11 protein-coding genes are annotated in these 13,292 nt (G+C 72.5%); 5 read left to right on the top strand and 6 right to left on the bottom strand.

Annotated elements, in window-relative coordinates; all coding sequences use genetic code 11:
* Positions 1-97 precede the first annotated feature (97 nt).
* The 3 genes from MED15_RS31675 to MED15_RS31665 are packed head-to-tail and all read left to right on the top strand — an operon-like array spanning position 98 to position 4,107.
* Complete coding sequence (locus MED15_RS31675; protein ID WP_112602006.1) at positions 98-1,222, top strand: baeRF2 domain-containing protein; 1,125 nt, start codon at positions 98-100, stop codon at positions 1,220-1,222.
* Positions 1,215-2,969: a thiamine pyrophosphate-binding protein gene (locus MED15_RS31670; RefSeq protein WP_112698326.1), complete on the top strand. Its 1,755-nt coding sequence runs from the start codon at positions 1,215-1,217 to the stop codon at positions 2,967-2,969. Before MED15_RS31675 ends, MED15_RS31670 begins: the two co-directional genes overlap by 8 nt.
* A gap of 49 nt (positions 2,970-3,018) precedes the next feature.
* On the top strand, positions 3,019-4,107 hold the full coding sequence (locus MED15_RS31665; RefSeq protein ID WP_112587486.1) for an iron-containing redox enzyme family protein: 1,089 nt from the start codon (positions 3,019-3,021) through the stop codon (positions 4,105-4,107).
* Positions 4,108-4,174: 67 nt separating this feature from the next.
* On the opposite strand, the gene MED15_RS31660 is transcribed toward MED15_RS31665, so the two are convergent.
* Positions 4,175-4,405, bottom strand: a complete 231-nt coding sequence (locus tag MED15_RS31660; protein WP_112587484.1) for a CDGSH iron-sulfur domain-containing protein — start codon at positions 4,403-4,405, stop codon at positions 4,175-4,177.
* Positions 4,406-4,550: 145 nt separating this feature from the next.
* Between MED15_RS31660 and MED15_RS31655 the strand changes: the two genes are divergently transcribed.
* Both MED15_RS31655 and MED15_RS31650 read left to right on the top strand, forming a co-directional pair.
* Positions 4,551-5,993 (top strand): hypothetical protein, encoded by a 1,443-nt coding sequence (locus tag MED15_RS31655; protein ID WP_225855330.1) that lies wholly within the window; start codon positions 4,551-4,553, stop codon positions 5,991-5,993.
* 222 nt (positions 5,994-6,215) lie between these two features.
* Positions 6,216-7,364, top strand: coding sequence for a SigB/SigF/SigG family RNA polymerase sigma factor (locus MED15_RS31650; protein ID WP_112587482.1), 1,149 nt, complete (start codon positions 6,216-6,218; stop codon positions 7,362-7,364).
* 64 nt (positions 7,365-7,428) lie between these two features.
* On the opposite strand, the gene ctaD is transcribed toward MED15_RS31650, so the two are convergent.
* From ctaD to MED15_RS31625, 5 genes are all read right to left on the bottom strand, one after another.
* Positions 7,429-9,420, bottom strand: coding sequence for an aa3-type cytochrome oxidase subunit I (gene ctaD / locus MED15_RS31645; RefSeq protein WP_112587480.1), 1,992 nt, complete (start codon positions 9,418-9,420; stop codon positions 7,429-7,431).
* 124 nt (positions 9,421-9,544) lie between these two features.
* A complete protein-coding gene (locus MED15_RS31640) occupies positions 9,545-10,273 on the bottom strand; it encodes an ATP-binding protein (RefSeq protein WP_112587478.1) in 729 nt (242 codons plus the stop codon).
* Positions 10,274-10,401: 128 nt separating this feature from the next.
* Positions 10,402-10,878 carry a DUF4383 domain-containing protein gene (locus MED15_RS31635; protein WP_112730844.1) on the bottom strand — a complete coding sequence of 159 codons (477 nt, stop codon included), beginning with the start codon at positions 10,876-10,878 and terminating at the stop codon, positions 10,402-10,404.
* Positions 10,879-10,967: 89 nt separating this feature from the next.
* Positions 10,968-12,107, bottom strand: a complete 1,140-nt coding sequence (locus tag MED15_RS31630) for a glycosyltransferase (RefSeq protein WP_112587928.1) — start codon at positions 12,105-12,107, stop codon at positions 10,968-10,970.
* A gap of 23 nt (positions 12,108-12,130) precedes the next feature.
* Complete coding sequence (locus tag MED15_RS31625) at positions 12,131-13,114, bottom strand: glucosyl-3-phosphoglycerate synthase (RefSeq protein ID WP_225855332.1); 984 nt, start codon at positions 13,112-13,114, stop codon at positions 12,131-12,133.
* Between the last annotated feature and the right edge of the window lie 178 nt (positions 13,115-13,292).

Genomic DNA, 13,292 nt, shown 5'->3' with positions numbered 1-13,292 from the left:
AACGACGTGAATGAAACCTGGTCACGGGCTCACGGCCGCGAGGTGACATCCCCGGCGACCCGGGTAAGCGGGGGGCCGAGCTGGAAAGGGGTCGAGCATGCAGCTGTCCTTCCTGCGCCCGCTCTACGACCGTCCCGGGCCGTGGTGCTCGGTGTATCTGGACGCCTCCGCGGACACGGAGGACGCCCATCCCGCGTTGGATCTGCGCTGGCGTGCCCTGGAGCGCAGCCTGGCCGAACAGGGGGCCGACGAGGCGAACATCGCCGCGCTGGACCGCGTGGTCCGAGGTCATGACCCGATGGTCGGGGACTACGGCCTGGCGCTCTTCGCCAGTCACGGCCAGGTGGTGCTCTCCGAGTACCTGTCCGCGCCGCCACTGCGGGACCTGGCCCACGTGGGGCCGCTGCCGCACGTGATGCCGTTGCTCGCCCAACGCGGCGAGCAGGTGGCCTGGGTACGTGTGGTCGCCGACCGCCTCGGCGCCGACGCGATGGCGGTCAGCGCCGGCGGGGTGCCCCGACGAGCGCACGTCGCCGGGCGGGACGAGTACCCGCTGCGGCGGGCGAAGCCCGGCGGCTGGTCGCAGTCGCGCTACCAGCGGGCGGCCATGGAGGCGTGGCACCAGAACGCCGGCGACGTCACCGCGGCGACAGTGCAGCTGGCCGACCGGGTCGGCGCGGACGTGGTGGTGGTCGCCGGTGACGTCCGGGCCACCGGAATGATCGCCGCCCAGATGCCGGAGCGCTGGCAGGACCTGGTGGTTCGTACCGATGCCGGGTCGCGGGCCGGCGGCGCCGACCAGACGATGTTGGACGACCTCACCGTGCAGACCATCGCGGAGATCGCCGACCAGCGGATCAGCGCCGCGCTGGACAAGTTCGGCGTGCAGGAGGACGTGGGCGGCGGGCTCGACGCGGTCGTCTCGGCCCTGCAACGCAACCAGGTCGACATGATGCTCATCGTGGACGACCCGTCGGCGAACGGTGAGCTGTGGATCGGCGCGCAACCCACCGAGATCGCCGTCGACCCGGGGCAGTTGGCCGCCATGTCGGTGGCCGACCCGCAGCGGGTACGCGCCGACGCGGCACTGGTCCGGGCGCTCGTGGGCACCGACGCGGCACTGACGGTGCTCGGCGCCGACGAGGCGCCCGACCTCACCGACGGCGTCGGCGCGGTACTGCGGTACGTCGACCCCAGCACACCGGGGCGCGGCAATGGTTGACCGAACGGTTGCGGACGTCGTGGTGGAGCGGCTCCTGGCCTGGCGGGTGCCCCGCGCCTTCGGGTACCCGGGCGAGGCGATCGCTCCACTGGTCGACGCGCTGGACCGCACCGGCGGCGAGCCGGCGTTCATCCCGGCCCGGCACGAGGAGACCGCCTCGTTCATGGCCACCGGGCACGCCAAGTTCACCGGCGGCATCGGGGTCTGCCTCGCCACCCAGGGCCCCAGCGCCGTCCAGTTGCTCAACGGCCTCTACGACGCCAAGCTGGACAGCAAGCCGGTGGTGGCCATCGTCGGGGAGGACATCTCCGGGCCGCTCGGCGGCGCGCACCAGGAGATCGGGCTGAGCCGGCTCTTCGGGGACGTGTGCAACCAGTTCGTCCGGTACGGCCGCAGTCCCGACGAGGTGGGGGCGCTGCTGGACCAGGCGTTCCGGACGGCGGCGGCGACCCGCAGCCCGACGTGCGTGGTGCTGCCCCGACAGTTGCAGGAGGCGTTGGTGCCCGACCTGCAGTCGTACGGCGCCGGGGTGATCACAGCGACCCCCGGCGAACCGCTGGCCCGGGTCCTGCCGCACGACGTGGACCTGGACGCCGCCGCGCAGCTGCTCGGCGGCGGCCAGCGGACCGCGATCCTGGTGGGCCAGGGCGGTCGGGACGCGGCCGCCGAGATCATCGAGATGGCCGACCGGCTCGGCGCCGGGGTGGCCACCTCGCTGCTCGGCAAACCGGTGCTCGACGAGCGGTTGCCGTTCCACACCGGGGTGCTCGGCGAGGTCGGCACCCCGGCGGCCGCCGAGCTGATGGGTGGTTGCGACACGCTGCTGATGGTCGGCACCAACGACCCGTGGACCGACTACTTCCCGATGCCCGAGCAGGCGCGCACGGTCCAGATCGACATCGATGGCCGCCGGATCGGCACCCGCTACCCGGCCGACGTGCCGCTGGTCGGTGACGCCGCCGAGACGCTGCGGGCGCTGCTGAGCCGGGTACGTGGTCGGCCCGAGCAGCAGTGGCGGGCCACCGTGGAGAGTTCGGTGGACCGCTGGCGGGAGGTCGCCGCCGAGCGGGTCGCCGCCGCCGCGGACCCGGTCAACCCGCAGCTCGTCCTCCAGGAGCTGTCCGCCCGGATGCCCGGGACCGGGTCGGTCGCCGTCGACGTCGGCTCGGTCCTCTACTGGTACGCCCGGCACCTCACCCTGCCACCGGGGGTCAACGCGCAGTTGTGCGGCACCCTGGGCTCGATGGGTTGTGCGCTGCCGTACGCGGTGGCGGCCAAGCTCGCCGCGCCCGACCAGCCGGTGGTCGCGCTGGTCGGTGACGGGGCGATGCAGCTCAACGGGCTCGCCGAACTGATCACTGTCTCGCACCTATGGCAGCAGTGGCGCGACCCGCGGCTGGTGGTGCTGGTGCTCAACAACAGGGACCAGAACGGCATGGGTGGCGGGCGACAACCGTCGTCCGACCCGACCCGCCGCCGCCCCGACGTGCCGTACGCCGGGTGGGCCCGGCTGCTGGGGCTGCACGGGGTGCGGGTGGACCGTCCGGAGCTGGTCGGCGCGGCCTGGGACGAGGCGCTCGCCGCGGACCGCCCCTGCGTACTGGAGGCGGTCGTCGACCCGGCGGTGTCGCTGGCGCCGCCGGAGCCCGCTTTCGCCGACCTGCGGGGCCTGTACGCCGAGGGCGCTCCGGCCCGGAAGGTCCGCGAGCAGGTGGAGGCCACCGCGAACGCTGACGACCTCGTTTAGCCACCCTGGACCAGGGCATGAGTAGCGGCCCGACGACGCTGGAGGTCCCATGTCCGAGCCCGCCGACCGCCGCTACGGTCCCGCGACCCTGCCGACGGCACGGGGTCCGCTCTCCGCGGCGGTCGTGGAGGCTCTGCGGCACACGCCGCACGACCTGCCGGCCGATCTCGGCGTCGACCTCTACCCGGCGGACCCGATCACCGACGAGGACCTGCAGCTGACGCTGTTCCTCTGCTACGAGCTGCACTACCGGGGCTGGCTCGGGGTGGACGAGTCGTGGGAGTGGCAGCCGACGCTACTGGCGGTGCGTGCCCGCTGCGAACGGGTATTCGAGACGGCGCTGCGTCGGCTGGTCGGCGCGCCGTCGGTGCCCGCTGCCGGGGTGGCGGCCGGCCTGGCCGAGCTGGTCGCTGCCGACGACGGGCCGGCGCTGGCCGCGACGTTGCAACGCCGCGCCAACCTCACCCAGTTCCGCGAGTTCGTCGTCCACCGCTCCGTCTACCACCTGCGGGAGGCGGACCCGCACAGCTGGGCGCTGCCCCGCCTCGGTGGCCCGGCCAAGGCCGCGCTCGTGGAGATCCAGACCGACGAGTACGGCAACGGGCGGCTGGACCGGATGCACGCCGAGCTGTTCCGGAGCACCCTCGACCGGCTGGGCCTGCACACCGGTTACGGCGCCCACATCGCCGAGGCGCCGGCGGTGACGTTGGCGACCAACAACCTGATGTCGCTGTTCGGGCTGCACCGACGGCTGCGCGGCGCGCTGCTCGGGCACCTGGCCGCGTTCGAGATGACCTCGTCGCTGCCCAACCGTCGCTACGGCAACGGGTTGCGCCGGCTCGGCTTCGATGAGGTGGCCACCCGCTTCTACGACGAGCACGTCGAGGCCGACGCGGTGCACGAGCAGATCGCCGCACACGACATGTGCGGTGGCCTGGTAAGCGTCGAGCCGGCCCTCGCCTCGGATGTGCTCTTCGGCGCGGCGGCAGGGCTAGCGGTGGACCGGCTGTTCGCCGCGCACCTGCTGGACAGCTGGGCCGCCGGCCGCAGCTCGCTGCGCGCACCGGCCCCGCCGGCCGTGCCGCCCAAGGTCTCGCTTGTCGCGGCACCCGAGGTGGCCCCGCCCGCGCTCGTCTGATCAAAGGGGCGGAGCCTCTGGTGCGGCCCCTCCGCGCCCTCTCGCTGCGCGACGCGGCGACGTGGGGTCAGCCTTCGCGGGTGGTGCCCGCGCGGAAGTTGATCGCCTTGTGGGTGCCGTCGCAGAACGGCTTGAGCGCCGACTTGCCGCACCGGCACAACGCCACAGTGCCCCGCCGTGCGTCGATGCGCTCGCCGTCCGGGGTGACCAACGCGAAGTCGCCGCGGACCAGCAGCGGTCCGTCCTCGTACGGGGTGATCGTGGCGGCGGCGGGCTCGCTGGTGTCGTCGGTGCGCATGGCCCCGGAAGTGCCCGCCCTGGCCCTGGCGAAACCCGAGCCGTCGAACGCCGGTGATGACCGGGGCACCCCGCTGACCAGCGGAATGTGCCGCCAGGTGGGTGATGCCCCGTTTGAACCCCATCGGGACGGGAAGCCGGGCCGCGTGGTGAGCGAACGAGGCAAGGTGGGGCCGGTGCACAAGGTGCACAAGGGGCTCACGGCCGATGGCGCCGGTCTCGCCGGCGACCGGGTCGTGGCCGCGGGCAGCTCCGCCCGGGTGCTGGTCGCCGCCACCGCCCGGGCACTACGCGGGGTCGACTGCGCAGACCTCGGGCACACCGGGCCGACGTCGCGGTTCCCCGGTGCCCCCGAGCCGGTACGCCGTGCCGCGGTCACCCGTGCCGCCGGCCGGGTCGCGCTCACAGTGGCCCAGGTCGACGAGGTGGACGCCGCAAGGGTGGCCCGCTGGTTCGTCGACCAGTACCCCCGCCGGCGCTACCCCGGGGTGCTGATCGGCTCTCCGCACGGCGCGGCCGCACACCTCGCGGTGGCCCTCGGCGTGCCGTGGCTGCCGTCGGGCTTCGAGATGACAGTGCACTGGTCCGACGGCGGAGTGGACCGCCCGGCGGACGCCGCGGAGCATGGCGCGGCACTCGCCACCCGGTTGCTCGCCGGCAACGCCGACCTGCACCTGCGCCAGGTGCACTGCCCGGCCAGCCGTGGCGCGCTGACCGGGGCGACCGTGTCGCTGACCGCCGCGTGGAGGGCCCTGCCGGCCGCGTACGCGCGGTTCCTGGCCGACCTGCTGGTGCCGGGCGCCCCAGTGCTCCTGGTCCGCGACGCGCGCACCTGGCCGGTGCTGGAGCGCGGGCCGGGGCACAGCTTCCAGGTCGGCTGCCCGGGCAGTGGGCTGGACCCGGTGGACTTCCACCCGGACAGCCACGCGTTGCGGCAGGTGCTGCGCTCCGTCGGCGGCGACGCGACCCGGTGGCAGCCGCCGGAGGTTTCCGTGCCGTCGGCGTACGCCGAGCACGGCGTCGACTCGGGCTTCGAGTTGGCCGCGCGGGACTGGTCCGCCCGCCACCAGCACCCGCTGCACCGGGTGTTGGTGCCCCGGCCGGCGGCGCTGAGCGCGGGCGTGGCCGACCTGTACCGGCGGTGGCTGCGGCGCGCCGGCAAGACCGGTGACCGGTTGGTGGTGGAGTGCGGTCGACTGCTCGACCCGTGGCAGGTGGTGCGGGCGGGGCTGGTGCCGTACTGGTGTGAGAACGCCACCCGCCGCAGCGTCGACGAGGCCGAGTGGTGGCTCGCCGGCAGCGAGGCGTTCAGCTCGGTGGACGTGTTGCCCGAGCCGCCCGGGGTGCGCTCACCCGCGCTGGCCGGGTTGCCGCAGTGGCTGGCCGTCGCCGGGTTCGGTCGGCGGCGTCGGGCGCTGGACCGCACCACCGCCCGGGGTTACCCGGTCACCTCGGTGCCCACCCGTCGGGCCACCGAGGTGCTGCGCGCCCAGCCGTACGACCTGCCCGCGCCGCCCCCGCTGGGGGTCGCCGAGGCGCTGGCAGTGCTCCGCGACAGCGGCGGCCACCAGGGGTTGTTGGTCTCCTGAGACGGAGCACGCCGAAACATCCTCGCGAACCCCGGGTCCCGTGATTGAGTACCTACGGAGCGGGAACATCGCTGGCTGCGACGGCCTGATTGCGCTGCGTAGAGGCGGTGTCGCCCGCTGGCATCCCAGTCACTGACCCACTTTCCGGCCCGGTGCGTGGCTCGACCACGCGCACGACCGGTTTCCCGATCCGGGCGGGGGACCTTCCTGAGGGAGGCGCGGATGTTCGGACAGACGAGCACGACCACGACCACGACCCCACCACCACCCACCGATCGAGGTCTGGAGGATCTCGACGCGGCAGCGATGGCGTACGCGGCCCGGATCGCCGGGCTGCCGCCGGAGCGGCGGGGGGAGGCCCGGGACGACCTGGTGCGCTTCGCGCTGCCGTTCGCCGGCCGGCTGGCCCGTCGGTACCGGGGGCGGGGGGAGCCGCTGGAGGACCTGGAGCAGGTTGCCCGGCTGGGGCTGGTCAACGCCGTCGACCGCTATGACCCCGAACGGGGCTCGTTCACCGCGTACGCCGCGATCACCATCGTGGGCGAGATCAAACGCCACTTCCGGGACCGTACCTGGGGCGTGCACGTGCCCCGCCGGCTGCGAGACCTGATCCTCGAGGTGGGGCAGGCCACCGCCGCACTCACCAGCGAGCTGTCCCGGGCCCCGTCGGTGGCCGAGCTGTCCGCCCGGCTGGAGACCCCGGAGGAGGAGATCCTCGCCGCCCTGGAGTCAGCGGCCGGCTACAGCCCGGCCTCGCTGAACGCGCCGGTGGGTGGGGAGAGCTCCGCCGAGTTCGGGGACCTGGTCGGCGAGTCGGACAACGCGTTGGAGTCGGTCGACGACCGGGTGACGGTGAGCGGCCTGCTGCACCGACTGCCCTGGCGTGAGCGACGGATCCTCGCGATGCGCTTCTACGGCAACCAGACCCAGGCGGAGATCGCCGCCCGGTTCGGCATCTCGCAGATGCACGTGTCCCGGCTGCTGTCGCGGGCGCTCACCTGGCTGCGCCAGGCGATGCTCGCCGACGCGCCGCCGCCGTGGCAGAACGGCGCCGCCGAACCCGACCCGGGCAAGACCCGGATCTCGGTCAAACAGAACGGCGACTCGGTGGTGGTCGAGGTCGGCGGCGAGATCGACCGCGACGGCGCGGACCAGCTGCGTCGGGCCATGCTGGAGGCGGTCACCGGCCAGCCCAGCGAGGTGGTCGTCGACCTGGTCGGCGCGGGTGGCTTCGACGCCGGTGGGATCGCCGCGCTGATGGCCGGTCGGGACGCGGCGGAGCGGACCGGGGTGCCGCTGCGGCTGACCCGGGTCCAGCCCGCGGTACGCCGCTCGCTCACCGCCGCCGGCCTGGCGCCGGCCCGGGACTGACGCACACGGACGGCAGAAGGGCCGACACCCCGCTGGGTGTCGGCCCTTCTGCGCGTACCCCTGGTCAGTGCTCTTCGGGGTTGCCGTCGCTGTGCGGGTGGCGCCAGCGCTCGTGTGGCTTCGGCTCGTCCTCGGCGTCCTGCGGCGGGTCGCTCTGCTCGAAGCTCGGCCGGCGGACGCCCTCAGGCTCCGGCACGTCCACCGGCCGGGCGCCGGAGCGCGGCGCCGGCTGGTAGTCGACCGCGTCGCGTGCGCCGTGCGCGCCCTCGGCGGACGGCGACTCCGGGGCGTGATGCTCCATCCGGAACTCCTCGGCGAAGTGCTGTGGCGGCTTGGTGGTGCGCTGCGGCAGGTCGCGGCCCAGATCGGCGACGAGCGGGCCGTACTTCAGGTCGAAGGCGGGGCGCTCGGAGCGGATCCGGGGCATCCGGTCGAAGTTGCGCAGCGGCGGCGGGCAACTGGTGGCCCATTCCAGGGAGTTGCCGAAGCCCCACGGGTCGTCCACCGTCACCATCGCCCCGTACCGCCAGGACTTCCAGGCGTTGTAGATGAAGAAGAGGGTGGACAGGCCGAGGATGAAGGCGAAGATGCTGGAGACCGTGTTCAGGGTGGTGAAGCCGTCGGTGGGCAGGTAGTCGGCGTACCGGCGCGGCATGCCCTCGCTGCCCAGCCAGTGGTGCACCAGGAAGGTGCCGTGGAAGCCGATGAACATGGTCCAGAAGTGCGCCTTGCCGAGCCGCTCGTCGAGCAGTCGTCCGGTCATCTTGGGCCACCAGAAGTAGTAGCCGCCGAAGAGGGCGAAGACCACGGTGCCGAACACCACGTAGTGGAAGTGCGCCACCACGAAGTAGCTGTCATGGGTGTGCCAGTCGACCGGCGGGCTGGCCAGCAGGACGCCGGTGAGGCCGCCGAGCAGGAAGGTGACCAGGAAGCCGATGGCGAACAGCATCGGCGTCTCGAAGGTGAGCTGGCCCTTCCACATGGTGCCGATCCAGTTGAAGAACTTCACACCGGTGGGCACCGCGATCAGGTAGCTCAGGATGCTGAAGAACGGCAGCAGCACCTGGCCGGTGGCGAACATGTGGTGCGCCCAGACCGTCATCGACAGCACGGTGATGGCGATGGTGGCCAGCACGATCCCCGTGTAGCCGAAGAGCGGCTTGCGGGAGAAGACCGGGATGATCTCGGTGATGATGCCGAAGAACGGCAACGCGATGATGTAGACCTCGGGATGGCCGAAGAACCAGAAGAGGTGCTGCCAGAGCATCGGGCCGCCGGTGGCCGCGTCGTACACGTGCGCGTTGAGCAACCGGTCGGCCGAGAGCGCCAGCAGCGCGGCGGCCAGCAGCGGGAAGACGAGGATCACCAGCACGCTGGTGAACAGCATGTTCCAGGTGAAGATCGGCATCCGGAACATGGTCATGCCGGGCGCGCGCAGCGTGAGGATCGTGGTGATCAGGTTGACCGCGCCGAGGATGGTGCCGAGCCCGGAGACGACCAGCCCGAGCACCCACATGTTCGCGCCCACGCCGGGGCTGTTCTCGACGCTGCTGAGTGGGACGTACGCGGTCCAGCCGAAGTCCGCCGAGCCGCCCGGGGCGAGGAACCCGCCGACCACCATGAGGCCGCCGAAGAGGTACAGCCAGTAGGCGAGCGCGTTGAGGCGGGGGAACGACACGTCCGGTGCGCCGATCTGGATCGGCACGATGTAGTTGGCGAACCCGAACGCCGCTGGCGTGGCGAACAGCAGCAGCATCACCGCGCCGTGCGAGGTGAAGAGCTGGTTGTACTGCTCGGAGGAGAGGAACTGCATCCCCGGGCGGGCCAGTTCGGCCCGGATCAGCATCGCCTCCAGGCCGGCCAGCAGGAAGAACCCGAAGGAGGTCAGCAGATACAGCAGGCCGATCTGCTTGTGGTCGGTCGTGGCGAGGAACTTGATCAGGGAGTTGCCGGGGACCGGTGTCCGTACCGCTCCCGGGAACCCCCCGAAACGGGCCGGTGCCAGGATCGCCGGGCCCCGATCGCGACCGGGTTCTGTGGTTACCCGCTTGGGCATGGCTGCTCACCCCGTCGTGACGGCAGAAAGGACGGGCGTGCTCTACCCACCCTCACACCATGTAACCAGCCAATGACGGGAATTTCGGTCAGATCGCCAGTACCGGCGCAAGCGCCTCGAACGCTCAGGTCGCCGGAAGCATCGCCCAGACGGCCTTGCCCGGACCGGCCGGCACGCTGCCCCACCGCTGGGTCAGCTCCCGGACCAGCATCAACCCTCGCCCACCCTCGGCGTGCAGGTCCGTCCTGCCCGCACGGGCCTGGGCGCTGCTGCCGTCCACCACCGCGAGGTGCAGATACGGCCGGCGCAGGGTCACCGTCACCTGCATCGGCGTGCCGGCGTGGCGCACCACGTTGCCCACCAGCTCACTGAGCACCAACGCGGCCGGGCCGGACGCGTCGGGCAGGTTCCATCGCGCACACGCCTCGGTGACCAACTCGCGGGCCCGCCGGCAGGCCCCGGCCACCGGCTCCAGCCGGGTCCGCATCCGCAGCGTGGACGTCGTGCCGGCCAACCGGGTCGCCTCCGCGCAGTCCGCGGACACCGGGAGCACCCGGCACGTCGTCGACTCGGCCAGCCATCGTGCGGCGACCGGCGACGGGGAGCAGAGCAGCACCGGCACCGCCGGCCACTCCTCGGCCCGGCGAGCGGTCGCGGCGAACACGGACAGCGCCAACCGATCCTCCACGCTCACCCCGGCCATGTCGACCACCAGCGCCTCCGGCTGGTCGACCAGCGCGTCGCTGAGCGCCCGGTGCACGGAGCGCATCGTGCCGAGATGCAGCGGACCGGTGAGCCGGACGACCGCCACCGGTGCGGTGGTGCGCACCTCGCAGGTGATCCCGCTCGACATCGGCGCCTCAATTCGCTGCTGGGTCGGGATCTGCCAACTACCCGAGGCCGTTCCCGGTCAAACCGGACCGACAGCGGGGCGAGGCAGGTCACGTCCCGCAACCCCAGGTCAGGGGCGGGCCCGGCAGGTCAGGCTTGGGCTCGGCGGTCAGCAACGGGGCGGCCGGTCAGGACGCCCAGTGCGATCATGCCGACGCCGAGCCCCAGGTGCAGCCAGTTGTCGGCGTCGTTGACCGGCAGCACGTTCGCCCCGGTGTCGTGGTCCACCGCCAGCCCGTAGAGCCAGAGCACCAGGTAGACCGCGCCGCCGCCGATCAGGAACGCCCGAGCACCGGTGACCGTCCGGGCCAACAGCAGACCCACCACCCCGTACGCCAGGTGCACCAGGTTGTGCAGCACCGACACCTGGAAGACGCCGAACAGGTACGCGCCCGAGTCGTGGCCGGCGAAGCGCAGCGCGTCCATGCCGGTGGTGATCCCCGGCACGAAGCCGAGTACGCCGATCAGCAGGAACAGCACCCCCACCGTCGCCGCCGCGCGACGGACCGGCGGTTTGCCGTCGGCCGGGTTGGGTCGGGCCCGTGAGTGCGCCATCGGTCCGACCATTCCCGGCTCCTCGTCGCGCGGCGGGCATGAGCGCTGCCGGCTACCCGCTGGCACGACCGGCAAACCCCCGGCCGGGCCCCGCCCGTCGGTCAGGCCGGCAGCAACCTCGGCGCGCTCGCCGACTGCCGGACCCGCTCGTACAGCTCGACGTAGCGCTGCGCCATCACCGCGGGCGTGAAGCGCTGCGCGGCCACCCGCCGGCACTCGTCGGGGTCGAGCAACTCGGCGGCGAGGACGAGGTCGCCCAACTCCTCCTCGTCGGTGGTGAGCAGCCCGGTACGGCCATGCTCGATCAGCTCCGGCAGGCAGCCCCGGGCGGTGGCCACCACCGGCGTACCCAGGGCGAGCGACTCGACGACCGCCGTGCCGCCCGGCTCCTCCCACCGCAGCGGGAACAGCGACGCGCGGGCGCTGGCGAGCAGGTCGTCGCGCTCCTGTCCGGCCACGGTGCCGACCCAGCGGACCAGGTCACCGTCGACGTGCGGTGCCACCTCGTCGAGGAAGAACCGCACGTCCGGGTTCTGCCGGGCCTCGTCGCCGGCCGCGGCCAGGTCAGCCGGCCGATGGTACGGGCCGACGGGGCCGGCCAGCACCAGCGGAATACCGACCCGGTGCGCGAGCCGGGCACCCACGTCCTGCCCCTTGCCCGGGTTGATCCGGCCCAGGATGAGCAGGTGCTCGCCCTTGTCCGGTCGGGGCCGCCGGTCGGCGTCCACGGCGAGCGGCGTGGACAGGTGCACGTGGCCCACCGAGTGCTCCCGCAGCGCCAGCGGGGCACGGGCCAACTGCGACGCGGAGACGCCGTTGACCCGGACCCGGTCGCCGCCGTCCAGACTGCCGTAGAGAGCCGGGTGCTTGGCCAGGTCCCAGTGCAGGGTGTGCAGGGTCGGCGGTCCGGCCGGCCCCATCGCGGCGAGGGTGGCCAACCCGACCGCCTCGACGTGATCGTGCACCAGGTCGACGTCGTCGCGGGAGTGCAACTCCCGCACCACCCCGGCCAGGTGCGCCTGGGCGATCCCGCAGACCTGGTTGTACGGCCGCTGCAACGCGGCGAACTGCCCGTCGGCGAAGACCGAGATCTGCTCGTCCACCGGCAGGGTGCTGCTGCCCACCGAGGCGAGCACCACCCGTACGCCGAGTCGCCGCAGCTCCGGCACCAGGGTGGCGATGACGTTCTCGATGCCGCCGTAGCCGGGCGGTGGCACGGACAGCCACGGGCCGGCGTTCATCAGCACGGTGAGGCTCCTCGTGCTCACGCGGCGGCCACCCGGCGGCGGGGCACCCGGTGGCGCAGTTCGGCCAACGGCGGGCGCTCTTCGATGGACACGTCGCTGACCACGATCTCGCGGTCCAGGTTCGGCAAGGTGTCCGAACCGCCGCGACGGAACTGGGTCAGCAACGACTCCGGCGCGAACCCGGGGGTCGCCCAGCCGCGCCGTTGCAGCCGGGACCAGGCGGTCAACATGATCTGCGCGGACATCCGGCCCAGGGCGGCGGTGTCCTGGTGGCGGTGCTTGCGTTCACCGAGGTCGACCTGCGCCAGCGCGTCCAGGCCGACCAGCTCGAGCAGGTCGATCATCATGGCCGTCTCCACCCCGTATCCGGAGACGAACGGCACCTGGGCCAGCACGTCCCGGCGAGCCGCGTACTCGCCGGCGAGCGGCTGCACGAAGCCGGCCAGCTCGGGCCAGAAGAGGTTGAGCAGCGGTCTGGCCATCAACTCGGTCACCCGGCCCCCACCGTCCTGCTCCACGCTGGCGCTGCCCACCAGGGGCCGGTGATAGAAGCCCTTCACGAAGTCGACCGACGGGTCGGTCAGCAGCGGGCCGAGCAGCCCGCTCACGAAGTGCGGTCGGAACTCCCGCAGGTCGGCGTCGATGAACGCCACCACGTCTCCCTCGGCGGCGGCCAGCCCGGCCCAGAGCGCGTCGCCCTTGCCGGTGAGCCGGGGCAACCCCCGGGTCATCGCGTCCTGACTGACCACCTCCGCGCCGGCGGCACGGGCCACCTGCGCGGTCCGGTCCGTCGAGCGGGAATCCACCACGATCAGCTCGTCGACCAGGGCCACCCGATCCATCAGGTGCTCCCGGATGGTCGACACGATCGCGCCGACGGTGGCCTCCTCGTTGCGCGCCGGCAGCACCACGCTGACCCGGGTCTCACCCTTGGCTCGCAACAGCCGACGGGTCGGCCAGTCCGCCGCCGATGTCGTCCGGTACGTGGCCCACGCCTCCACCACCGGCGACACACTCGATGTCGTATCCCGCACGGGCACCCCTCCGTTCGTGCGTGGAAAAACCAAATTTGGTTGTTCCCATTCCTCATCACGCGCTAACCGCATTCTCGGCAACAGCTTGATCACAGTGGTGACGACAATGCGTTCCCGGGTGATGAACGTTTGATTGCGCACAGCT

This window comes from Micromonospora noduli, from assembly GCF_003264475.1.
Taxonomy (GTDB): Bacteria; Actinomycetota; Actinomycetes; order Mycobacteriales; family Micromonosporaceae; genus Micromonospora; species Micromonospora noduli.
The sequence above is the reverse complement of the archived record's forward strand: the minus strand, read 5'-3'. Positions and strand labels throughout refer to the sequence as shown.

Coding starts and splice junctions, on each gene's coding strand:
- MED15_RS31675 (WP_112602006.1), top strand. CDS start 98: ATGCAGCTGTCCTTCCTGCGCCCGCTCTACGACCGTCCCGGGCCGTGG.
- MED15_RS31670 (WP_112698326.1), top strand. CDS start 1,215: ATGGTTGACCGAACGGTTGCGGACGTCGTGGTGGAGCGGCTCCTGGCC.
- MED15_RS31665 (WP_112587486.1), top strand. CDS start 3,019: ATGTCCGAGCCCGCCGACCGCCGCTACGGTCCCGCGACCCTGCCGACG.
- MED15_RS31660 (WP_112587484.1), bottom strand. CDS start 4,405: ATGCGCACCGACGACACCAGCGAGCCCGCCGCCGCCACGATCACCCCG.
- MED15_RS31650 (WP_112587482.1), top strand. CDS start 6,216: ATGTTCGGACAGACGAGCACGACCACGACCACGACCCCACCACCACCC.
- ctaD (WP_112587480.1), bottom strand. CDS start 9,420: ATGCCCAAGCGGGTAACCACAGAACCCGGTCGCGATCGGGGCCCGGCG.
- MED15_RS31640 (WP_112587478.1), bottom strand. CDS start 10,273: ATGTCGAGCGGGATCACCTGCGAGGTGCGCACCACCGCACCGGTGGCG.
- MED15_RS31635 (WP_112730844.1), bottom strand. CDS start 10,878: ATGGTCGGACCGATGGCGCACTCACGGGCCCGACCCAACCCGGCCGAC.
- MED15_RS31630 (WP_112587928.1), bottom strand. CDS start 12,107: ATGAACGCCGGCCCGTGGCTGTCCGTGCCACCGCCCGGCTACGGCGGC.